General features: G+C 38.6%; 15 protein-coding genes, 1 tRNA gene and 1 pseudogene. All 17 read left to right on the forward strand.

All coding sequences use genetic code 11. From position 1 onward, the window contains the following. The first annotated feature begins 331 nt into the window (after positions 1 to 331). Positions 332 to 2,698: an efflux RND transporter permease subunit gene (locus tag HMPREF1154_RS09610; protein ID WP_050999716.1), complete on the forward strand. Its 2,367-nt coding sequence runs from the start codon at positions 332 to 334 to the stop codon at positions 2,696 to 2,698. Further along, entirely contained in the window at positions 2,691 to 3,296 is a 606-nt protein-coding gene (locus HMPREF1154_RS09615; protein ID WP_009642401.1) for a DUF502 domain-containing protein, read from the forward strand. Before HMPREF1154_RS09610 ends, HMPREF1154_RS09615 begins: the two co-directional genes overlap by 8 nt. A gap of 30 nt (positions 3,297 to 3,326) precedes the next feature. Continuing rightward, positions 3,327 to 4,016, forward strand: a complete 690-nt coding sequence (locus HMPREF1154_RS09620) for a 5'-methylthioadenosine/adenosylhomocysteine nucleosidase (RefSeq protein WP_009642404.1) — start codon at positions 3,327 to 3,329, stop codon at positions 4,014 to 4,016. A gap of 7 nt (positions 4,017 to 4,023) precedes the next feature. Then, positions 4,024 to 5,034: an aspartate--ammonia ligase gene (gene asnA / locus HMPREF1154_RS09625; protein ID WP_009642412.1), complete on the forward strand. Its 1,011-nt coding sequence runs from the start codon at positions 4,024 to 4,026 to the stop codon at positions 5,032 to 5,034. A gap of 10 nt (positions 5,035 to 5,044) precedes the next feature. Then, positions 5,045 to 5,812 carry a patatin-like phospholipase family protein gene (locus HMPREF1154_RS09630; RefSeq protein WP_009642414.1) on the forward strand — a complete coding sequence of 256 codons (768 nt, stop codon included), beginning with the start codon at positions 5,045 to 5,047 and terminating at the stop codon, positions 5,810 to 5,812. A 59-nt stretch (positions 5,813 to 5,871) separates the two neighbouring features. Next, complete coding sequence (locus tag HMPREF1154_RS09635) at positions 5,872 to 7,011, forward strand: beta-ketoacyl-ACP synthase III (RefSeq protein ID WP_009642409.1); 1,140 nt, start codon at positions 5,872 to 5,874, stop codon at positions 7,009 to 7,011. A 10-nt stretch (positions 7,012 to 7,021) separates the two neighbouring features. Further along, entirely contained in the window at positions 7,022 to 7,549 is a 528-nt protein-coding gene (locus HMPREF1154_RS09640; RefSeq protein WP_009642406.1) for a methyltransferase, read from the forward strand. 111 nt (positions 7,550 to 7,660) lie between these two features. Next, positions 7,661 to 9,505, forward strand: a complete 1,845-nt coding sequence (glmS, locus tag HMPREF1154_RS09645; RefSeq protein WP_009642400.1) for a glutamine--fructose-6-phosphate transaminase (isomerizing) — start codon at positions 7,661 to 7,663, stop codon at positions 9,503 to 9,505. Between the two features lie 144 nt (positions 9,506 to 9,649). Continuing rightward, positions 9,650 to 9,722, forward strand: a tRNA-Met gene (locus HMPREF1154_RS09650). Between the two features lie 46 nt (positions 9,723 to 9,768). Next, positions 9,769 to 11,055, forward strand: coding sequence for a tyrosine-type recombinase/integrase (locus HMPREF1154_RS09655; protein WP_009642411.1), 1,287 nt, complete (start codon positions 9,769 to 9,771; stop codon positions 11,053 to 11,055). Positions 11,056 to 11,067: 12 nt separating this feature from the next. Further along, positions 11,068 to 11,274 carry a hypothetical protein gene (locus HMPREF1154_RS09660; RefSeq protein ID WP_157231271.1) on the forward strand — a complete coding sequence of 69 codons (207 nt, stop codon included), beginning with the start codon at positions 11,068 to 11,070 and terminating at the stop codon, positions 11,272 to 11,274. Between the two features lie 426 nt (positions 11,275 to 11,700). After that, positions 11,701 to 13,743, forward strand: coding sequence for a fibronectin type III domain-containing protein (locus HMPREF1154_RS09665; protein ID WP_009642408.1), 2,043 nt, complete (start codon positions 11,701 to 11,703; stop codon positions 13,741 to 13,743). Between the two features lie 509 nt (positions 13,744 to 14,252). Beyond that, positions 14,253 to 17,111 carry a T9SS type A sorting domain-containing protein gene (locus tag HMPREF1154_RS09670; protein WP_009642403.1) on the forward strand — a complete coding sequence of 953 codons (2,859 nt, stop codon included), beginning with the start codon at positions 14,253 to 14,255 and terminating at the stop codon, positions 17,109 to 17,111. Between the two features lie 2 nt (positions 17,112 to 17,113). Then, positions 17,114 to 22,315 (forward strand): hypothetical protein, encoded by a 5,202-nt coding sequence (locus tag HMPREF1154_RS13775; RefSeq protein WP_232211993.1) that lies wholly within the window; start codon positions 17,114 to 17,116, stop codon positions 22,313 to 22,315. A gap of 1 nt (position 22,316) precedes the next feature. Further along, the gene (locus tag HMPREF1154_RS13780) at positions 22,317 to 23,327 is read left to right on the forward strand and encodes a hypothetical protein (RefSeq protein ID WP_009642410.1); all 1,011 of its coding nucleotides are present in this window, start codon (positions 22,317 to 22,319) and stop codon (positions 23,325 to 23,327) included. Beyond that, positions 23,311 to 23,616: a hypothetical protein gene (locus HMPREF1154_RS09690; RefSeq protein ID WP_034567286.1), complete on the forward strand. Its 306-nt coding sequence runs from the start codon at positions 23,311 to 23,313 to the stop codon at positions 23,614 to 23,616. Before HMPREF1154_RS13780 ends, HMPREF1154_RS09690 begins: the two co-directional genes overlap by 17 nt. Positions 23,617 to 23,619: 3 nt before the next feature. Further along, positions 23,620 to 23,801 (forward strand): annotated as a pseudogene (locus HMPREF1154_RS09695) (hypothetical protein); the annotation flags it as partial.

Raw genomic sequence — 23,801 nt, forward strand, 5'->3', positions numbered from 1 at the left:
CTTAAAGCTCCCCCTTTGGAGGGGGGTTGGGGGGAGGTTTTTACAAATAATTGTTTATCAGTTACTTGCAATTTCAATAGCAACCTAAAAATAACTTGCGAAACTTAAATTAATAATAAAAATAATATCTGAAAATAAGCAACTTATGAAAGGGTTTGATTTGAATCCCTTATCTAAAGCGGCTTAGAACAATTTGCGAAACTTAAATAAAGTAGTATTAATTTTGTCCGCTACACTGAAAAATGTGTATCTTTGCAGCCAGTTAAGCCTATAACTGAAAGAGAAAAAAGTGAGAAAGTTATTAAATAATTTCTGGGTATTTGTGGCACGTATGGTGCTGCGCAATCGTTATGTATTCTTAGGGGTATTCTTAGGAATTACAGTGCTTTTGGCCATGCAATGGAAGTATATTCGCATGACTTATTCCGAGGCCAATATGCTCCCTAAGGATAGCCCTATTAGCAAGGAGTATGATAAGTTCCTTAGTATATTCGGCGAGGAGGGCAACCTGATCGTCATAGGAGTAGAAGCCGATAAGATTACCAAGGCAGGTGGTTTTAACCGCTGGAATATGCTGGGGAGAGATTTGCAAAAGTTCCCACAGGTGGAGGGGGTACTCTCTCTCAATACCATTAAAGAGTTGTACAAGGATACAATTCATGAGCGCTTCGCAACGCGTAACTTCTTTCCTGAAGAGGTGGCTACTCAAGGGGAATTGGACAGCCTTTTCCCTAAATTGTTTAACCAAACGCCTGTATATGAGGGACTGCTATATAACAAGGATCATACGACCCTGCGTATGGCTGTTTCCTTGCGCAAGGATATTGTCAATACGGCTATACGTAAGGATTTTATCCTCAAGGATCTAAAACCGCTGATAGAGCAATGCCAGACCGACTTAGGAGTGCCTATACATGTATCGGGCATGCCTTATATACGTACACTTAGCACCGAGATTATCACTGGGGAAATAGGCTTTTTTATTGTCGGAGCGCTCCTGGCTACCTGCTTGGTGTTGCTCTTTTTCTTCCGTTCGTTCAGGGCTATGCTTATTTCCATCTGTACCGTACTTATTGGAGTGATGTGGGCTTTTGGTTTCTTAGGGCTTTTCCGTTATGAGATTACCATACTCACGGCGGTGATTCCCCCACTGGTCATTGTCATAGGGGTACCCAACTGTGTGTTCCTTATCAACCGTTACCAACAGGAAATACAAAAACATGGTTACAAGGCTATGGCACTCCAGCGGGTCATTACCAAGGTGGGCAATGTTACCCTACTGACCAACCTGACTACTGCGGCGGGCTTTGCCACCTTTATCATCACCGAGAGTAGTATTCTCAAGGAGTTTGGGATTGTCTCCTCAATCAGTATTATGTGCTTATATGTGATTTCTCTCTGTTTGATTCCTATCATATATAGCTTTATGCCTTCTCCTAAGCCGCGTCACCTCAAGCACTTGAGCAAGCAGTGGATAGGAGGACTCTTGGAGGGGATTGAGCGTATTGTTAAGAAACATCGCTTTGCTACCTTCTCGGTAGCTGTAGCCCTTTTGGTGGCCAGTATTATAGGAATTTACCGAATCCATATCTCAGGGAGTGTCATAGAGGATATGCCTAAGGGGGAGAAGTTCTATGACGATATCCTCTACTTTGAAAAGAAGTTTGGAGGGATTATGCCTTTGGAAATTACCATCAATACAGGTAAGAAAAACGGAGTGATGCGCCCTGCTACTTTGCAAAGTATGGCAAAGCTAGAGGAATACTTGGCAGATATACCTGAAATATCCCAGCCTATCTCGGTGGTAAGGCTCGTGAAGTATGCCCGACAGGCTTTTTATAATGGCAAAGCGGAGTATTTTGATCTACCTACAGCCCAGGAACGTGCTTTTGTGCTTTCTTATGTAAAAAATTCCGATGGAAAAGCCGATATGCTGCGCAGTATAGTGGATAGTACAGGGCAAATTGCTCGTATTACGGTCTTTATGAAAGATATAGGTACCGAAAAAATGCACCATATAGAGGAGGCTATCGCCAAACAAACCGATAAACTTTTCCCTACTGACCAATATAAGGTGCGTCTCACAGGCAAGGCCTATATGTTCACCAAAGGAACAGACTATTTGGTAGGCAATCTCATACAATCATTGCTACTGACTATAGCGATCATTGCAGTGATGATGTTCTATATGTTCCGTTCGTTCAAAATGGTAATTATCTCTCTGATACCCAACTTGTTGCCTTTGGCTATTACCGCAGGAGTGATGGGATACGCCGGTATACCGCTCAAGCCTTCCACTATATTGGTCTTTGGGATAGCCTTTGGTATTTCTATAGATGATACTATTCACTTCTTAGCCAAATATCGTCAGGAGTTGATGGTCAACCAGTGGAAGGTGAAGCGTTCAGTCTATGCAGCTTTGCGGGAGACGGGCATTAGTATGTTCTATACCTCGGTAGTGCTGCTCTTTGGCTTCTCTATCTTTACCTTATCCAGCTTTGGAGGGACTAAGGCCTTGGGAGGACTGATCTCTACCACCTTGTTCTTTGCTATGTGCAGTAACCTGATTCTGCTGCCTTCGTTGCTCATTGCCTTAGAGAAGAGTATCGCTAATAAGAAAACACTTATAGAACCTCATATAGATGTACTAGGTGAAGACGAAGACGAAGAAGTGAAAAATGAAAGTAAAAATGAATAACTACATACGTCCATTATTAAAATATTTTCTACAAGGGGTCGTTATCATAGGCCCCTTGAGTACCACCATTTGGATTCTTTGGTCTATTTTCTATAGTGTAGATAACCTAATTCCGCATCTTTCGGAGCGTTTCCCAGGCTTGGTCTTTGTCATCATCTTGGTAGGCACGACCCTGATCGGCTATTTGGGAAGTCGCTTTTTAGTAGGCAAATTTGTCGTGGAGGGGCTGAACTATATCTTGGAACACACCCCTGGAATCAAGTTTATTTACAAGACCATACGCGATGTAATAGGTTCCTTCGTAGGGGACAAACAGAAGTTTTCCCACCCTGTATGGGTACGGGTACAAGAGGCGCCTGAGCTATGGCGTATAGGTTTCTTGACCCAAGAGGATATGTCCTTTGCGGCCTTTACGGATATGGTCAGTGTCTATCTGCCACACTCTTACGCTATATCGGGCTGGGTGATAGTGGTTCATAAGGATCAGATAAAACCCGCCGAAGGATTCTCCGCCAAGCAAGCCATGGAGTTTGCCGTAAGTGGAGGAACCGTAGGGGTAAGAAGTGAAAAGAGAGTGGTAAAAAATGAAGAATCCTAACTTAGAACTCGAAATTAAAAACTCAAAACTATGAAAATTGGAATCATTGGAGCTATGGAGAGTGAGATACAGCTCCTTAGAGAATATTTGGGCAATCCAGCCCCTACTCATTTGCAACGTTATGCTTTCTATCAGGGACAGATAGGCTCTCACCAAGTGGTAGTACTCCTCTCTGGTATTGGCAAGGTGAGTGCTGCTGTGGGTACTGCTTTGCTTATAGACCACTTTGCCCCTGACCTGGTGATCAACACAGGTACCGCAGGCGGACTGCAACACAGCAAGGTATTAGATATGGTATTGGCCACAGAGGTTGCCTATTACGATGTAGATGTAACCGCCTTTGGCTATGCCTTAGGCCAGCAAGCACAGATGCCCGAAAGCTATCTGCCATCGGAACAATGGTTTGACAAAGCCAAAGCGTCGGTAGCACGTTACACCAACCAACTCCATTGCGCTCCCATTGTCAGTGGAGATACTTTTATAAGCAAGCCCGAAACACGCCAATGGATAGAGGCTAATTTCCCCAAGGCAGTAGCCGTGGAAATGGAAGCGGCAGCCATAGCCCAAACCTGCTATCTGTTAGGTACCCCTTTTCTGATTCTTCGCGCCGTTTCGGACAATGCAGGCGAGGGAGATACGATTTCTTATGATACATTTGTCACTCAAGCTGCCTCCCTCTCAGCCAAGATGAATATTGACTTTATTGAAAACTTAATATAACCCATTTATGTCAGCATGCAAAATTCCCCAAGGGTATGATCCCAAATATGGTATCATGGATACCGAAAGAGCTATTAAGCGTATCAAAGACTTCTTTGAAACGGAGCTATCCAAGGCACTGAACCTCTCCCGTATCTCTGCCCCTTTGTTTGTCAAGAATACCACAGGACTTAACGATAATCTCAATGGGGTAGAACGCCCTGTTTCTTTCCAAATGAAAGAGGCACCAGAGGATACCATAGAGATAGTACATTCTTTGGCTAAGTGGAAACGCTTGGCACTCAAGCGCTATGCAATCGGTGTAGGGGAAGGCATCTATACCGATATGAATGCAATCCGCCGAGATGAGACCCTGGACAATACCCATTCTATCTATGTGGATCAGTGGGATTGGGAAAAAATCATTACGAAGGAACAACGTACGTTAGCCTATTTGGAGGAAACTGTAAGGAAGATATACAAGGTGTTTTTGGCCACAGAGGCGGTTATCACCCTAGAATATCCGCTACTGACGCCTTTTTTGCCTAAGGAAATCACTTTTATCACCTCCCAAGAGCTAGAACATAAATATCCGAACTTGTCTGCGAGCCAGCGCGAACAACGTTTTGCTAAGGAGAAAGGGGCTATTTTCATTATGCAGATAGGTGATGCACTTCTCTCTGGTGAAAAACACGATGGTCGTGCCCCTGATTATGATGATTGGCAGCTCAATGGAGACCTTATTCTTTGGAATCCAGTTTTGGACAGCGCTTTGGAACTCTCCTCCATGGGTATCCGTGTAGATGAAGTCTCTCTTATGCAGCAGCTCAAGAAGGCTAACTTAGAAGAGCGCAAACACTTGGACTACCATCAGATGCTCCTACAGGGCGACCTGCCTCTTACCATAGGTGGAGGGATTGGTCAGTCTCGTATCTGTATGTTTTTCCTCCAGAAAGCACATATAGGTGAGGTACAAGCCTCTATCTGGACGGAGGAAATACTCGCCTTATGCGAACAACATCATATCAACTTGTTATAAGCTATTGCCTATGAAGACTTTCGGACTTGTCCTCTCAGGTGGTGGTGTACGTGCCTTAGCACATGCAGGCATGCTCAAGGCCTTGGACGAACACCATCTTCGCCCTGCGGTGATCTCAGGCACCAGTGGAGGGGCTTTGGTGGGAGCACTCTATGCCTCTGGGAAAACTCCAGAGCAGCTCTTAGACTTCTTCAAGCAAACCCCGCTGTTTAAGTTTTCCATGCTTTCCCTTGGGAAAATGGGGCTTATAAATAGCAACAAGTACCCTGCTTTGTTCGAGAAATTCCTCTCTTGTACAACTTTTGAGGAACTCTCCATTCCCCTATATGTGGCTGCTACCGATCTGCTCAGTGGGAAAATAACGTATTTTTCTAAAGGAGATTTGATCGCCCCTATGGTAGCTTCTTCGGCGCTACCGCCTTATTTTTCCCCTATAAAAATAGGGGAGGGGGTCTATTGTGATGGTGGCTTGCTGAACAATTTTCCTATAGAACCTCTCAGAGGAAAGTGCGATGTACTCATAGGTAGTTTTATAAACCCTCTGGAATCGGTAGAAGAAAAAGACCTAAGCAATCCGATTAAGTTCTTCCAGCGCATTTACAATGTGATCATGGACGGTTCCTATGAGAAGAAGTTTAAGAAATGTGATTTTGTCTTCCTACAAGAATTGAGCAATATAGGTGTCTTGGATACCAAACAGATAGATGCGGCCTTCGAATATGGCTACCAGCAAGCACTTTCCATGATGACAACTTTGAAAAACTGTATAGCTAATTAAAAGAAAAATTGTATCTTTGCAGACGCTAAATATATTTTTGTCAAATCACTTAAAAATCAATGAATCCAGTATATATCACCAAAGCAAGCAAATATCTTCCTAATACCCCCATTGATAATGATCAAATGGAGGCGTTTTTAGGGGAGATTAATGAAACGGCCTCTAAGGCAAAGCGTATTGTATTGAGAAACAATGGAATAACCACGCGTTACTATGCACTTGATACACAAGGCAATCCTACTCATACCAATGCCGACCTTACTTGCTTGGCGATAAAGGGGCTACTGGATACACACTTCAAAGCTGCGGATATACAAGTACTCTCTTGTGGTACCTCCACTCCCGATTGCCTATTGCCCTCGCATGCTGCTATGGTGCATGGCCTACTTAAAGGCAGTGGAGCTGTAGAGCTAAACTCCTCCGCAGGGGTCTGCAATTCAGGTATGAATGCCCTAAAATTTGCCTATCTCTCCGTAAAGTCAGGCAATAGTACCAATGCTGTTTGTACAGGCTCCGAGCGAGTTTCCTCTTGGCTTAGAGCCAATAAGTACGAAAGTGAAATACAATCGCTCACCCTTTTGCAGGAGCAGCCTATTTTGGCTTTCAAGAAAGATTTCTTGCGATTTATGCTCTCCGATGGGGCAGGAGCCTTGCGCTTGGAGTCCAAACCACATCCCACTGATCGCTCCTTACAAATACTTTGGATGGAAGCACATTCGTATGCTCACCAGCTGGAGGCTTGTATGTATGCAGGGTGTGAGAAACAATCCGATGGTTCTCTTAAGGCTTGGAGTGATTATAGCCCAGAGCAGTGGTTGGAGCAATCTATCTTTTCCATTAAGCAAGATGTAAAGCTTCTCAATGAGAATATATTGGTAAAAGGGGCGGAGAGTATGCAGGCCGCACTCAACAAACATGCCCTTTCTCCCGATGAGATCACCTATTTCCTCCCTCATATCTCTTCCCTTTATTTCAAAGATCGCCTATATGAAGAGCTCAAGAAGGTGGGGATAGATATTCCCTTGGAACGCTGGTTTTTGAACCTTCCCCAAGTAGGTAATGTAGGGAGCGCTTCCCCTTATTTGATGCTGGAGGAACTGTTCAACTCGCAAAAGCTCCAAAAGGGAGATACCCTACTGCTTTCGGTGCCAGAGAGTGGTCGTTTCTCTTATAGTTATGCCCTGCTAAAAGTCGTATAATATGAACTCGATGTATCGTATCTACCCAGAAAAACGTTATAGGAAAACCTTGGCTATCTTACAGCGCTTTGCCCCTAAGGGAACCTCCATACTGGACTTAGGAGTACGCAATCCCTTCTCTGAGGTCATGGAAAAAGAAGGCTATGTGGTTAGCAACACAGAAGGAGAGGATTTAGACCTCCATCCAGAGACACTAAAGGACTACCAAGGGGAAATGGTAACCGCTTTGGAGATACTAGAGCACTTGGTCAATCCCTTTGGGGTACTACAACAGCTTCCTGCAAAAAAGCTTCTCATTACGGTACCTCTGCGCCTATGGTTTGCCAAGGCCTACCGCAATGACAAAGACCCGCGAGATTGTCATTACCATGAGTTTGAAGACTGGCAATTGGATATGCTCTTAGAGAAAGCAGGTTGGCAAATCCAGTATCGTGAAAAATGGACACACCCCGTAGGTAAGTTAGGCTTTCGCCCTTTGCTTCGGTACTTTGTTCCCAGATATTATGCGGTATATGCACAGCGAATGACCAATGATTAGTGACAAAAATAGGATTAGTCATTAGTCATTAGTCACTATACTAGGTTTGTTTTTTCATAAAAAAGCTGTATTTTTGCACCAAATTTTGTAACCAATTATAACATATAGAATATGTGTGGAATTGTAGGATATATAGGAAATAAAGAAGCGTATCCCATTATCATCAATGGGCTGAAACGCTTGGAATACAGAGGCTATGACAGTGCAGGCTTTATTGTCAATGCTGAAAAATTTGTCAGTGAAAAGACCAAAGGAAAGGTCTCTGACCTAGAAGCAAAAGCCGCTAAAGACACCATTCCTACTGCTACTTTCGGTATGGGGCATACCCGCTGGGCAACTCATGGAGTGCCCAGTGATAGGAACTCACACCCACATTTGTCCAATTCAGGCAAATTGGCCATAGTACATAATGGAATCATTGAGAACTATCAATCGATTAAGCAACGCCTTTTACAAGAGGGGTATGTATTCCATTCTGATACTGATACAGAGGTACTTATTAATTTCATAGAATACATCAAGAACAAGAAGCAACTCCCCTTAGAAGAGGCAGTGCGCTATGCCCTTAATGAAGTAGTAGGAGCCTATGCTATAGCTGTGATGGAGGAAGCCAATCCGTCCAAAATGGTAGTAGCACGCTTAGGAAGTCCTTTGGTGATAGGTATAGGAGAGAATGAGTTTTATATTGCTTCCGATGCATCTCCTTTTATAGAATATACCAATAACGCCCTCTATCTTGAAGATGGGGAAATGGCAACCATTGAGCTTAATAAGGACTTACAGGTACGTAAGATATACAACAACGAAGAGGTGGATCCTACCATACAAGAGTTGAAACTCAGTATAGATGCAATAGAAAAAGGTGGTTATGAGCATTTTATGCTCAAAGAAATCTTCGAGCAACCTGCCTCTATTCAGGATACCATGCGCGGTCGTCTGTTAGAAGATGGGACTACCAAAATATCTGGAATCAACAACAACCTTAAGCAATTCCTTAGTGCTGATCGTATTATTATTGCCGCTTGTGGTACCTCTTGGCATGCAGGCTTGGTAGGGGAGTACCTTTTTGAGGAACTTACCCGTATTCCAGTAGAGGTAGAATATGCCTCTGAGTTCCGCTATCGCAATCCTGTAATCAACTCCTCGGATATAGTGATGGCCATTTCCCAATCAGGAGAAACAGCCGATACCTTAGCAGCCCTAAAATTGGCCAAGGAGCGTGGTGCTTTCATCTATGGGATATGCAACGTGGTAGGCTCTTCCATAGCACGCCTCACTGACTCTGGTACTTATACCCATGCGGGGCCAGAGATAGGGGTAGCTTCTACCAAGGCTTTCACTACCCAGCTTACCGTACTGACACTCTTGGCTTTGCACCTAGGTCATAAGAAAGGGACTATAGATCACGATACTTATAAGAGACTTTGTAAAGAACTGGCTCATATTCCTGATTTGGTAGCTAAGACCTTAGAGATGAACAAAGATAAGGTTATAGAGATAGCGCGTGCTTATAAGGATGTTTCTAATTGTATTTACTTAGGTCGTGGATATAACTATCCTGTAGCCTTAGAAGGAGCTTTGAAGCTCAAAGAAATCTCCTATATACATGCCGAAGGATATCCAGCAGCTGAGATGAAGCATGGCCCTATCGCCCTGATAGATGAGAATATGCCAGTGGTTTTCTTGGCTCCTTCCAGAGGGCATTATGAAAAGGTCGTTTCCAACGCGCAAGAGATAAAGGCCCGCAAAGGGAAAATCATAGCGGTAGTAACCGAGCATGATACCCAGATGAGTGCTTTGGCCGACCATGTCTTGGAAATCCCAGAAGTAGAAGAGTTATTTTCTCCAATCCTGAGTGTGATTCCGCTACAATTACTCTCTTACCACATAGCCACTATGCGTGGTTGTAATGTAGATCAGCCGCGAAATTTGGCTAAATCAGTAACCGTGGAATAAGACTTTTGATGATATATAGCAGCATTGCCAAGGGGAAATCTCTTGGCAATGTTTTATTTTTCAGTAAGTTGTAAGAAATAAAATAAAAAAAATCATTTTTATTTTGGTAATTAAAAAAAAGGTTGTACCTTTGCACCTGTAAATCGCGGGATAGAGCAGTAGGTAGCTCGTCGGGCTCATAACCCGAAGGTCACTGGTTCGAGTCCAGTTCCCGCTACTAACTAACAATCCCAATAAAAATACGCTTTTAAGCGTATTTTTTTATGCCCAAACTATATGAACTGATACAAAGCGAGTATAAAACCGAGTATATCGGTGAGTATCAAAAATCCGAAGGTCTTATGGAAAAAAAGAAGTACACAGCTCCTAAGATTTATCCGAAAATCATCTCTGAAAAACGCTTAACTGCGTTTTCAGAAGAGGAAAAACAACAGATCCTACAGAGGTATAAGCGTTGGTATGTATACTATTACTTCCGTAATAAAGAGGGAAAAATGGTCAAACAACCCTCTATCTTCTTCAAAATTAACCAAGAATATAAAGATTTTGATAGTAGGTATTTGCGTATCCATAAGCTAAGGGATATTATAGAAAATCTCCTTAAGAGTGGCTATACTCCTATAGATGAACGTTTTGAAAAAAGCAATGAAAATCAAGATTATACCGCTAATTCAGCCCTTGATTTTGCTTTAAATCTAAAGAAAAGTAGTGTATCCGAACGAACTTTTATTGACTACAAATATCGTATAGGTAAGTTTCAAAAGTTCTTAAAAGACAATTCTTTAGATAATGCACCTATCAAGAATATCTCCAAGAAAGAGGTGAATGACTTTCTCAATACCATTCTACTAAAATCAAGCGCTCGCAACCGAAATAATACTCTTGTGGTACTAAATGCTATATTCGGTACCTTAGAAGAAAATGAGTTTATTCCTCACAATGTAGTCTCTAAAATCAAAAAGTTACCAGCCAAACCCGAACGAAATAAAACTTACTCACAGAGCCAGCAGGATACTATTTTTACTCTTTTGGAGGAAAAAGATAAGGACTTACTTCTATTTGTAAAATTCATAAGCTATAACTTCTTGCGCCCTATCGAGGCGTGTCGCCTACAAGTTAAAGACATAGATTTTGAGGGTGCAAAACTCAATGTAAGAGCCAAAAACAAACTAGTTAAGGTAAAGATAATTCCCGAAATTTTACTTGGTGAGATCCAACATTTCAAGGGACTTAATCCTGAATACTATCTATTTGCTCCTAATGGTGCTGGTACTTGGGAAAGCACAGAGGGTAATAAAAGGGACTATTGGAGTAAGCGGTTTAAGAAAGTTAAGGATGAACTTAACCTTGGTAGGGATTATGGATTATACTCTTTCAGACATACTTTTATTACTAAGCTGTACAGGCAGCTTAGGGAAAAATATTCCCAAGGCGAAACCTATGATAGATTAATGCTTATCACAGGACATACTACACTTACCGCATTGCAACAATATCTAAGAGATATAGATGCTGAACTCCCTGATGATTATTCCCATTTGTTAGAATAACTATCTATGGGGATGCGTAAATCAGTACATGGTTACCCTATGGGGATGCGTAAATCAGTGCATGGTTACCCTATGGGGGTGCGTAAATCAGTACATGGTTACCCTATGGGGATGCGTAAATCAGTACATGGTTACCCTATGGGGATGCGTAAATCAGTGCACGGTTACCCTATAGGGGTGCGTAAATCAGTATATGGTTATTTTTTTGCAATCTATTGATTATCAACGAATTGTGTTTTTAAAGAATTTCCACCTATATAATATATAAATATATATACATTCATATACAGACTCCATTTTTTTCTGCATTTTCCTTCCTATTTCTATATTTTTCAAAAATATCTCATTTTCAATATATTACATTGCGCCTGATTAGCTTAGATTTTTAGGAGCAAGATGTGTCTTTGTATATACAACATGAAGTTGAGATATACAAAGACAATCTTGCTTTTCCCTATTTTTCTATTTGTCTGTTGGGGAAGCCACACAACAGACAAATGAAAAATATGGGAAAAGGGAGGAAAACTCGGAACTCGTTTCCTTTATCTGAATCAACTTAATTTAAAAATTAATAGATAAAAATTGCTATATCAAAAAAAATAGTTATTTTTGTGCTGGAAATACATATCATTGATATATTTAGCTATGAAAAAAGCCTTATTTCTTATTTGTTTGTGGGTAGTAAATTGGTCTTTTGCTCAATTGTCTGATACTACTCCTTCAGTAATGCTCAAGTCCTACGTTCAAAAAGATAGAATACTGCTCCGTTGGGCGGTAAATACTCCTATTGAATGGCAGAAAGCAAATCAAAAAGGCTTTGTTCTTCACAAAATACTCCTCAAAAAAGATGGTAATCTCCTCGAAAACCCTGAAAAACAAACTATAGCCACTCTAAAACCTGATAAACAAGAAGATTGGATAGACTTCATTCAAAAAGATAATTATGGCGCTATCATTGCTCAAGCACTATATGGTGAATCTTTTTCTGTAGAAAAAGATAGTAAAAATGGTATATCTAAAATTGTAAATATAGCAGAGGAACTGAACCAGCGACATACTTTTGCTCTTTTTGCAGCAGATATGTCATTTGTAGCGGCTCAGAAAGCAGGTTGGGGATTTATAGATACCGATGTAAAAGCAGGAGAAACCTATATTTATCAGGTAGAAGTTCTTGGAATGCCCGAAATAGAGTCGTCTGCGGTGATGGTAGGGCTTTCTGATGTTGAAACACTTCCTAAAATTCACGATTTCACAGCTATCCCCAATGATAAAAAGGTGCTCTTCTCGTGGGGGATTACCTATTTAAAAGATATATATACTTCTTATATCATAGAACGTTCTGAAAATGGCACTGACTTTCAGCCCATTTCTTCCACACCTATTGTAGATATGAATGGAACAAGTAAAAAACAAATGTTCTATGCGACTACTTTAGAAACGAATGATACGCCTTACTTCTTTCGCATCTATGGTATCAATGCCTTTGGCGAAAAAGGTACTCCTTCAGCCCCTATAAAAGTACAAGGCATTTCTGCTACTACAGCTGTCCCTCGTATATCCGATTATAATTTCATTAACGACGGGGTAGAACTTATTTGGGAATACCCTAAAGAAGCTGAAAAAGCTACTGAAAAATTTGAACTTTGGCACAATACCAAAGAAGATGCGAACTATCAAAAAGTAGTAGACAATATCAAAAAAGAAGACAGAAAACTGATTTATAAGAAACTTTCAGCGTCTAACTACTTCAAAATAGCCTCAGTTGATAAACAGCAAAAGCGACATTTCTCACATAGTACTTTAGTGCAACCATCCGATTCTATTCCTCCTGCCCGACCTATAGAACTACAAGGAAAAATTGATAGTTTAGGTGTGGTTACTCTTTTCTGGAAAGCTAATACAGAGGCTGACTTGGCAGGCTATAGAGTACTGAGAGCCAACACTGATAAAGAAGAATTTGTAGATATCTTTAATCATATCATTACTGAAAATACGGCTCGTGATACGGTGAGCTTTTCTCTTTCTAATAAAAAAGTATATTACAAAATTTTAGCAGAAGATTTACGTTACAATCGCTCTCCTTTTTCTGAAGTAATAGTAGTTGAGAAACCTGATAAAAACCCGCCTACTGCCCCTATTTTTAATAATTTCACTACTGAAAACGGAAAGATAACACTGTATTGGATAAGCAGTTCAAGTGATGATGTAGAGACCTATACACTAAGTAGAAGAGAAAAAGGAACAGAAAAATGGCAACCACTACAAGTATTTCATAAAGAAACCAATACATTTATTGATGAAACTACTGAAAGTGGCAAAACGTATGAGTATCTCATTCAAGCAAAGGACAAAGCAGGATTATGGTCAAGTGCAGACAATGCAACCATAACTATAAAAGCACCAGTAAGAGCTGACAAAGTAATAAAAAGCGTAGATTTTGTAGCCGATAGAAATGCGCGTTCTATCTCTTTGTTTTGGAAGTATCAAAAAAATACCAAAGTAATTGAGATTCAGATTTACAAAAATGTAAAAGGTACACCACCCTCGCTCTGGAAAGTGCTCCCCCCCAAGCAACAACACATCACCGATAAAGAAATACATATCAATACAATATATGAATATTACTTTTTACCTTCATTAGCTAATGGCAAACCCACACAAGGTGAAAAAGTAGAAGTTAATTATTAATTTTTAAACACTTACGCTATATTATTAATTGCCTTAGTAGCAACCGTATTTACAAGTAATAACAGAAATATATTGTTTTCACTAAAAATAAATTCTAAAAAATGAGATATTATACACTTTTCATAATATTTTTATGTACTTCATATTGTTTTTCACAACAATATGAAGTTAGAATACTTGACTTTGATTATAGGGCACATACGACAGGGAGTAGATGTGGAACTAATGAAATGTGGTTAGATATTCATTTAAAAGATGGAAATAAAGACAGAGTTTTTAGTAGTAATGGAACAACAACAACAGAACCTAAGTCTATAATAAAAACTTATTATTCAGGTATATCAAGCATTAATTTTCATAGTTTTATACATTCTGATATGGTCTTAGACTGGTGGAGACCTATTGAAAGTTGTAATGGTCCCAGTGTTTCTATTGACAAAAATATTTCAATTGAAAAAGTTTGTATTGGAAAAACTTCATATAGTAATAGAATTGAAAAATCTAAATCAATGGAAAGAGCTTCTACAAGTATTGTTTTTTACTATGAAATAAGTCCAGTTACTGGACTTACTCAGACTTCCTATGAAATAGGGTATAATGATTATCTAACCTTAGAAATAGATAATGATAGCAGAAATTTTTCTTCTGAACTTTTTAGCTATGAATATATTCTCGAGTCCAATACTGATATCAATGATTGGTTAGATCTTCCTGCTAGATATCAAGGGCAAAAGAATCCTAAAATTAGATTAAGAGATTTTTTACCTACTTCTGTTATAGGAGATAGAATTAAAATTAGAACAAAATCTTCCTGTGGTGGGCAATATAGATCTGATTTTGTACTTTATGATATCAAAAAATCCCTTCCTATTTTAACCAATCCTAATAATGAGACTATTTTTACAAGGTGTTATGGCGATAAGACTGATTATACATTACACTTCGATCGCCCTCTAGATCGTGATGAGGAAATTAATTTTTCTCTTGTCCCTAATCCAAACTCAGATTCTCTCATTAATATCTCTCAATTAAAGAGAGGGGGGAATACTTTTACTTTAGAGAACTTACCTATAGGGGATTATAAACTAAGGATTATAGGAAAAAATGGAGGAAACTCCTTTTCTAAGTATGGAAATGAAGATTTCAAATTCTCCATTAGAAATCCTTCAAGAGTAACATTCCGTGCTAGTGGAATAAATCCCTCTTGCCCTAATGCTAATAATGGAGAAATAAGCATATTAGCCTTTGGTGGAACTAATCAAAACTATAAGATAAGACTCAATAATGGCGAATGGTTAGAATTCTCAGAATCCCATAAGCATATAATAAAAAATCTCCCCCAAGGAATTTATACTATTCGTGTAAAAGATGGAAATGATTGTGTAGGAGGGAACAGAGACAATGAACAAGTTTCAATAACCCTAACTACTCCCAATCCTATTACTATCACCTATCCTTCACAAGAGCAAAAGCGCCCTCAATTCCCACAGGCTACCAACGGACGTATTATGGCTGTGGTACAAGGAGGTACTCCCTATAATGGAGCTAATAGGTATCGGTTTTCTTGGAAGAGAGGAACAGAAGAAATTACTCGGCTTGCTACTACTCATTATGATCATATGGAGGACAAATTCTATATATCTCTTGAAAATATTCCTCAAGGTGATTATTACCTCTCCGTTATGGATTCCAGATATGATCCTTCTGATTCTCAAAAGGCGAATTGTGCACTCCTAAATAGTCTCTTTAAGTTGGAAGATATCCCTCTACTCCAAGCTACGCTCTCCCTGCAGAGGCCTATTTCATGTAATCGTGGAAATGAGTTTGGCAGTGAAATAGATAGAGCAATGGATGGCCAGAGGGATGAAAGCCAGGATGGAATCCTACAAATTAGAGCTCAGGGGGGTACTCCTTTTACAGGTGCTACCAATGGAGGACGTCCTTACAAATATACTTGGAAAAAGCAAAACCCTAATGGATCATGGCAGTTACTCCCTTTTGAGGGAGATACAGCTATGAACCTCTCACGAGGACACTATGCTATCAATATAGAAGATGCAAATGGAATCAAGTTAGGCACATATAATACACATACCAACTCCTTGGAGAGGCTTACAGACGTTATCTATGAACTCAAAGAACCTGCCAAACTAACTCTTGTGCTCCAAAAAACAGATGCCACTTGTAATGGTAACGATGGAAAAATTACCGCTACCCCTTCTGGAGGTACACCTCCTTATACCTATCTTTGGTCTAATGGTGCTACTACTGCCTCCATCAAAGACTTGCTTCCTATGCCTTATAATGTTGAAATCAAAGATAAGGCGGGCTGTATTGTGCAAGGAAGTACAGTTATTGTGCAACCCAATAGTCTTATGGTTAAGGGTACTATCACTCCGCTTCGTTGTCATAATGCCTCCAATGCTGCCATAGTGCTTGCTGTACAAGGAGGCACTGCACCTTATCACTATCTGTGGAATACAGGAGCTACAACAGCAAGTATAAAAAACCTTTCTACAGGAGAGTACAAGGTAAAAGTGACTGATGCACAAGGGTGTGCTCATTTCGAAACTTTTACTATTGAAAATCCTCCTAAATTTGAGATTAACTTAGGAAAGAGTCATACGCTTTGTAAAGGACAGACACTTACCTTAAATATAGCCATCGAAGATAAGCAAGCTACTTATCTATGGACTGGGGATAATGGTTTTTCTTCTAATGCACCTCAAGTAACCTTATCTGAAAAGGGTACTTACACAGCTATGGTAACTACCAAAGATGGCTGTACAGCTACAAGTGCTATTACTATTGAAAGTACAGATACTCAAATTGCTTCTGAGTTTTTGCTTACTACTCAAGCATACGAGAATGAAGAGGTGATATTAGTGAATACTAGTAGTCCTAAAGGAGAAACCACTCAATGGTTAGTGCCCGAAAAAGAAACTATTGAAATCACTAAACAAAATGACGATTATATTTCTCTTATCTTTAAGGAAAAAGGAGAATATCGTATTGGTATTAAGCAAACACAAGGTAATTGTTATGAGTTGTTCTATAAAAACATTATTGTAGAACCCGCTACTGATTTACCTAAAACTCAAAGAACCAATGAAGCTTTTGTAAGAGAATTTGAAGTAGCTCCTAACCCTAACAATGGCAAGTTCAAAGCTAAAGTAGTCTTAGAAAAAGCAGGGGCTATCAAATTTCGCTTATATAGTATCACAGGACAATTGATAATGCATAAATCACTACCTTCAGCTGAGGAACATTGGGTTGATTTCCAAGACCCGCTACCAGCTGCTACCTATATATTGGTTTTAGAAACTCCTTACCAACGATTAAGTAAAAAAATTATTATTATTCCTTAACTATGATGCGTTTATTCTCTTACATATTTTTTTTTCTGTTCACAACGTGGCAGCTCATAGCACAGACCTACCCTGTTCAGGTAGTACCTGTACTCACGCCTCCATATAGCAGTAGGATTGCGGACTATGCCAATCCTTTGTCCAATAGGATACAGCTACAAGTTATCACTACGGACTTGAGTGTGCAGAATCGTCTGGTGCAATTATATGTAGAGATTAAAGGTAATGGACTTACCGTTGCCTCAGCTCCACTGCTTTCAGGGGTATCCCCTTTGCGTATCAATGGAGGTGAGATACTAAGACTTACCGATGCAGAATTAGCTCCTTATTTTCAATTGCGGAATTTACAAGGGATAACTTCAGAACAATATGCCTCTCCCTTACCTGATGGGGCATATACGTTTTGTTTTAGGGTAAAAGATGTGCTTAGTGGGCGATGGCTCTCTCAGCATCAGTGTATGGTGGCTTATCTAATGCTCAATGATCCACCAATCCTAAATATTCCTACTGATAATGAACAAGTAGCCGCAACCGATTTTCAAAATATTATTTTCAGCTGGACACCCCGTCAAATCAATGCTACTAATGTAAGCTATACCTTCGAACTTCGTGAGATTTTAGACCCTACCCTCGACCCTCATTTTGCTTTTGAAGTAAGCCGACGTGTACTTAAGGAAGACGATTTGCGAATGACTACTTTCGTCTATGATGTGAGTAAACCCAACCTCATCCCAGGTAGGCGCTATGCGTGGCGAGTAAGAGCTATCTCCACAGGAGGATTGGCAGAAAATAGTGTCTTTAAGAACAATGGTTATAGCGAGGTACATTCGTTTGTCTATGCAGTAAATTGCAACAAACCGCTCTTCTTGCTCAGCCAGCAGCAGAGCAAGAGCCGTACAAAACTGCTATGGCAAGGAGATACACAGCACCAAAAATACCATATCCAATACCGTAAAAAAGGAGTAGCTAATGCTCAGTGGTTTGATACCTCTACTCGCAATACCCAAGCACTTATCACCAACTTAGAAGCAGGAGAGTATGAGTTTCGTGTAGGAGCAACTTGTGAAACAGAACGCTATGATATTACCCCAAGTTATGTATATTCTAATATACAGACTTTTGAAATAGAAAAAACGCAAAACACTACCGAATCAGCCTACAACTGTGGTATTGCACCAAAAATAGCAATTACCAATAAGAAACCTTTAGGTAGTTTGGTAACCAATGAAGTGTTTACCGCAGGCGATTTTTCAGTTACCATTTTAGAAGTGAGCGGTAGCAATGGTATTTTCTCTGGTAAAGGATTTGTAAAAGTTCCTTACCTGAACGACACAAAGTTAGCGGTAGAATTTGAAAATATAAAAATCAATGCCGACTATCAATTGACCGATGGTATCGTAAAAACTATCTACGATAGTGATTGGAAAGGTGTACAGTTTGCTGAAAACTTTATAGGTCAAGGCAAGAAATCTAAAGATATTGAGATACCTTTCGAGATTGAAAAGGTAGAAACTCGCAATGGTGAAATAGTTGTTACAGGTAAAAATAGTCGCAAGGAAGTATTCCCATTTGGAGGCAATGATTCCACTGTCAAAGGAAAAGTTACCACTACTACCAATGGAGTAACCTCTACCCAAGAAAAGATATATCACATAGATAAAGACGGTAAAGTATCTGAACCTCAAACAGTAGCTCAAGGAGGCAAACCTACGAAAGAAAATACCAATGGTGTTACCCAAAATGGTGAAGCAACTGCCCTTACCGCCAAAGGTATTGAGGTAACTTTTGAAAACACCGCCGACTCTAAATACGCTTATGAAGTTCCTACCAAAGCCTATAGTAAGGACTACCAAAAGTTTGACGGCAAGTACATTCCATTTAAAGCGGTGGTAAAAGGTGAAACAGAACCTTTCTTAGCCAAAGTACATATCACCGATAAAAATATGAGTGCCGATAGCCTTATCTTCAAAACGGATAAAGGCGCACTCATCGAATCCAAACGAGTAGAAGGCTCTGACGACTTTTTGCTTACCCTCAAAGGTTTCCATAGCTTTGCTGTAGAACAAGTACAAGCTACTATCAAACAGGGCAAGAAATACCAAATAGCAGGGGTGTTCAACTTGGTACACCTTTCCCCTAAAACTGCCAAGGTAATCCTTGTACCCACTTCCGAAAACACCTCTATGGATATAGATAGAGTAAAATCTATTTATAGCAAGATAGGAGTAACTTTAGATATCACTTGGGCAGCACCTTTTGACATTACTCCTTATTTGACCAATGGTGTATTGGAGACCAAAGATGTATTTGGCGACCTTACCGACTATAGTTTGTCGCAACAGGCGCTTATCAATGCCTATAAAGCCACAGGCAAGGTAGCAAACGATACCTATTATGTGTTTATTACCAATGCCAAGAGCAGCACAGGGCAAGGAGGCTATATGGCACTGGGTGGACAGTTTGGTTTTGTTTTTGACCAAACCGAAAGAACCCTCGCCCACGAATTGGGTCACGGAATATTTAAACTAGCACACCCATTCAAGAAAAAACAACAAGGCAATGTCCCTTCGCTAATGGACTATACCTCCGATGAGGATTTACTTTTTGCTGATTGGAAGCAGATCAATGATCCTACGTTTAAAATGGGGATATTTCAGGGACAAAAAGAAGGTTTAAAAATCTCCTATAAATTTATTGAGGGGCATAGCAGAGGTATTGCCCCCAATGGAAAGGTTATAGCTTATGTCAAAGCTACTAAAGAGAGATACAAAGTTAGGTTTGGTATTGATAAAGATTATTATATTCATAAGATTGAACTATATGATGAGGCTGGTAATAGTGTTGAAAACGAGTCATACTCTTGGAATTGGACAGATTTTGTAAACACTACAACCGCTAAAAGTATAGCAGAGACAAGTGCTATAGAACTTGTGTATAACTCTGCTAAAGAATCTGTCAAAACCTATATTTATCAAGTCATAGATGGTTGTAAATATCGGTTTGCAGAGATAGATTATAAACCTTCAGATGGTATTGGTGAAATAAAATCGTCTAAATGGAAAACTAAATACCTTCTTAATGCAGAAGAATCTTGCACAAAGAATTTCATATTAGATATATTAGAAAAAGATAGAGAAGAATGCTCTAAAGAAGAAATAGATGAAGCATCAAAAATATTAAATCAATCTATTAAAACTCCTGAAAAAGCGGTAGACATTATAAATAATAGCTGTCTGTCAGCCTTGAGAAATCTATCTTATCAAAAGAAACAATACTTCATAGACCTTATAGCTTCACAAGAGAAGTTGAAAAACATTTCAGAATTAGCTATCTTGCGTTTGATGAATGCTCTTTCTGAAAGTGATTATGCCAACTTTTTCAATCATTTAGAGGCTAATAACAACTACTTAATAAGACATCTTATTGATCAAATAGATGATAGCTACTTTTTTATAGGTTCAGCAGGAGGAAATAGTGGAGGGAAAAACTACACTAACTTTATAGGAGCTTTGGTGTGGATGTTTAACCATAACCCAGCCTCTATTGAAGATAGATGGGGTAAAAATGAAGATGATTTTGTCAAAAGAACACTCAACTTAAACTCCATTACTTATAGTAATGATACGAAATCCCATTTGCTTATTAAGTATACTTTAAAAAAGAATAAGGGAGAATACATAGCTTCGACGGGAAGGATTCAGCTTTATGATGTTTATGATACCTATATTTATAATACTTTTGACAGCAAAGGAACGGGACAATCTTCCACTCATAAGAAAGAACCTATAGGAGAAGTTTCTCCATTAACACCACTTATTATCATCCCAGATAAGAACAAAGTTCCTTTGATACAAACAGCATTGGAAGGGAATAATTTAGGGAATGAAGTATATATAGTACCTGCTATTTTCTTAAAGTATAATGATGATAAGATTCTCAATGATTATATAGAGACAGGAGTTTTTACTACCTTAGATATAGCAACAATAGCAATCAGTGGAGGTACTGCTTTAGCGACCAAAGTACATTGGATACCCCGTGTTTGGGCATTGGTAGAAGTTGTAGGAGCTGTGGGGAATATAACAGCAAATACAATTAAAGAAATAAATGGTGATAATAAAGAGTTAAGAGAAATTGTCGATATTTATAATATTGCAATGGGAGCTATCGGGATCAAGAATCTCGGACAAGTAGGTTATAAGTTTGCGAAGAACCTACCACAAACTACAAAAAATATTCTCCAGAAGAATGGAAACTTAAGAACTCAACTCGTTAAAAGTTATCAAGATTGGAAAAGAAGAATAGGACAGCTCAAGACATCAAAGAAATTTGAGAAACTTGCTGATAATGAAAAGAAGTTATTAGAAGGGCAAGAAAAGGGTTGGAAATTATTAGGCTTTGTAGGTGATATCAAAGGTGTTGATAGGTTAAAAGACTTTTTAACCAATGATGCCCGTCTGGTGAGCTTGATTAAGAAGCTAAATGCTAAGTTCAACAAGGTAGATGATTTTGCCAAACGTTTTGAAGAACTCTATCAAAAAGTGCCTGAAAATTCCGTAAAACCTATAGATGACCTTGTGGACGACCTTAAGCATCTATTTACAGAGCACATAGATGAGATTCCTGAAGGACAATTAGTAGCTTTCTTAAACGAGCTTTTAGAAACTGGTGATAAGTTTAAAGCAGGAGCTACCTCTTTAGAGGTAATCCGAAATATCAAATCCTACCTACCCGCTAAATTCCATAGCACCCTGCAAAAGTTAGAATTAGAAGACCTTATTTCTTATGCTGATGAGGCAGGTGATTTTAGGTTTGATATCAAGTGGCAGGCTAAAACTATGAATAAGTTAGGCAAAGAAGAGGAAATTAGTATTTTCATAGATACTAAAAACTATTCTACAGCTCGTAATATGTTCCAAAACTTAGGGCAATATAAAGCATATTTGAGAGAGATTAATAACTTTGACCAGCTATATATTATCCAACAAGGAGGTAGAGGTGTTACTAGAGAGGATGTTGTAAGAAGATTACAAAGTGCTATTAAAAAAGAAATAAATGACGTCTTTGAAATAATCTGGAAAAATGAAAATTTAAGGACCATATTATTTAATGATAGTAGAAGAGAGAAAGCATTGAAAGATTTTACAAACTCTATAGATAACAAAAGTTACAAGCTATTTGATTCAATTTTAATAACAAAGTAATATGAAATATTCAAAAATTTCCACTATCAATAATGTGTCTACTTATTTCTTAAAAGACAACTTTTTGTTCTTTGATTCAGGAAAACAATTGCAAGAGCATATATTGTTTATGAATAATGAACTTATAGGCTTAAAAGGTCTTTCAGATTATTTTTTTATAAAAGATACTATACTTTTCAATAAATGGGGAGAGAAAGGTAGCTTTTCATACAACATAAACACAAGAGAAGTAACACAAATAGAAGAAAATCAGCAAATAACAGCATTAAAAGATAATATCTTGATATATGCTGACGAAAATGATATATATTATTATAAAGATTTATCTTTCAAAAATCTATTTTCATCAAGTTACTTTTTTAATATAATAGCAGAAGATTGCGGTTTTGCTTATCACACAGATAAAGTGTTAAAGCTAAATTTTCAAGATAAAATTTTTTGGCAATTTACCATTGCTTCCTTAGGAGATTCTCCTTATCCTGATGAAGAGGATAGAATAGATAAAATAGTAGGTATTGCAAACGGAAGTCTATGGGTTTATACCAATTTGTATCGTTTAATTGCCTTAGATATTGAAACAGGAAGTGTACAATACCATACCGATTGCTTTGGCGTTCAGTTAGATGAAGTTACTGAAAATATTTTTGCGATTGCCTCAAATGGTTGGACAGTTATAGACACCCAGACATTTTCTATAAAAGAAGATTACTTTTTCTCAAAAGAAGATCCTGAAGGAATGGGGCAATATGAGTCTATATATAAACCTTTATTACAAGGAGATTATTTCACTTTTATAGGTTCTAAACATAAAGAATATGGAGGGATAGGTTGGATAGGTATTTTTGATTACAAGGCGAGAAAGTTAGTATGGGAATACGAACTTCTTCCTTTTGAAGAAAGAAAAGCTACTCGCAATCGTTTAGTTGCCCCCCAACCCTTATATATGAGTGGTAATAAATTGTATATCAAAGATATAAAAGATAATTTGTACATTTTTGAAAGAGAGGAATAGTTTCAAAAACTTAGGGCAATATAAAGCATATTTAAGAGCAATAGATAACTTTGATCAGCTGTATATTATCCAACAAGGAGGTAGAGGTGTTACTAGGAAACAAGTTATTGAAAGACTTGAAAGTGCTATAGCTAAAGATGCTGAAGGAGTCTATAAAGCTAATGAATCTATTTGGTTAAATATGAAAATTGGCTCTTATAAAAAGTTAGAAGATTTAGCAAAAACTAAAGAATTATCAACTTCTACTAAATATAGTTCATTTCAAGAAAGTATTAAAGTAACATTTTAATTTATGAAGTTTAGAAAAATAAAAGAAATCCAAAAAGTAAAAGCTTTTGACCCAAAAACAGAGGTGTATTCAGTAGATGAACCTGCAGAAGGAATACTTTTTAATGAGGTTTTTATACCTTTAGAAAATGTACCATTAGACATAATAGCAATAGGTCAAAAAATCTTCACAGTAGATGGAGCAGG

The organism is Capnocytophaga sp. CM59, from assembly GCF_000293175.1.
In the GTDB taxonomy this organism is placed as follows: domain Bacteria; phylum Bacteroidota; class Bacteroidia; order Flavobacteriales; family Flavobacteriaceae; genus Capnocytophaga; species Capnocytophaga granulosa.

What these genes read in the sequence shown, in the direction of transcription:
- HMPREF1154_RS09620 (WP_009642404.1), top strand. Translation starts at nt 3,327, where the DNA reads ATGAAAATTGGAATCATTGGAGCTATGGAGAGTGAGATACAGCTCCTT.
- HMPREF1154_RS09635 (WP_009642409.1), top strand. Translation starts at nt 5,872, where the DNA reads ATGAATCCAGTATATATCACCAAAGCAAGCAAATATCTTCCTAATACC.
- HMPREF1154_RS13775 (WP_232211993.1), top strand. Translation starts at nt 17,114, where the DNA reads ATGATGCGTTTATTCTCTTACATATTTTTTTTTCTGTTCACAACGTGG.
- HMPREF1154_RS09670 (WP_009642403.1), top strand. Translation starts at nt 14,253, where the DNA reads ATGGAAAGAGCTTCTACAAGTATTGTTTTTTACTATGAAATAAGTCCA.
- HMPREF1154_RS09630 (WP_009642414.1), top strand. Translation starts at nt 5,045, where the DNA reads ATGAAGACTTTCGGACTTGTCCTCTCAGGTGGTGGTGTACGTGCCTTA.
- HMPREF1154_RS13780 (WP_009642410.1), top strand. Translation starts at nt 22,317, where the DNA reads ATGAAATATTCAAAAATTTCCACTATCAATAATGTGTCTACTTATTTC.
- HMPREF1154_RS09655 (WP_009642411.1), top strand. Translation starts at nt 9,769, where the DNA reads ATGCCCAAACTATATGAACTGATACAAAGCGAGTATAAAACCGAGTAT.
- HMPREF1154_RS09615 (WP_009642401.1), top strand. Translation starts at nt 2,691, where the DNA reads ATGAATAACTACATACGTCCATTATTAAAATATTTTCTACAAGGGGTC.
- HMPREF1154_RS09665 (WP_009642408.1), top strand. Translation starts at nt 11,701, where the DNA reads ATGAAAAAAGCCTTATTTCTTATTTGTTTGTGGGTAGTAAATTGGTCT.
- glmS (WP_009642400.1), top strand. Translation starts at nt 7,661, where the DNA reads ATGTGTGGAATTGTAGGATATATAGGAAATAAAGAAGCGTATCCCATT.
- asnA (WP_009642412.1), top strand. Translation starts at nt 4,024, where the DNA reads ATGTCAGCATGCAAAATTCCCCAAGGGTATGATCCCAAATATGGTATC.
- HMPREF1154_RS09660 (WP_157231271.1), top strand. Translation starts at nt 11,068, where the DNA reads ATGCGTAAATCAGTACATGGTTACCCTATGGGGATGCGTAAATCAGTG.
- HMPREF1154_RS09640 (WP_009642406.1), top strand. Translation starts at nt 7,022, where the DNA reads ATGTATCGTATCTACCCAGAAAAACGTTATAGGAAAACCTTGGCTATC.
- HMPREF1154_RS09610 (WP_050999716.1), top strand. Translation starts at nt 332, where the DNA reads ATGGTGCTGCGCAATCGTTATGTATTCTTAGGGGTATTCTTAGGAATT.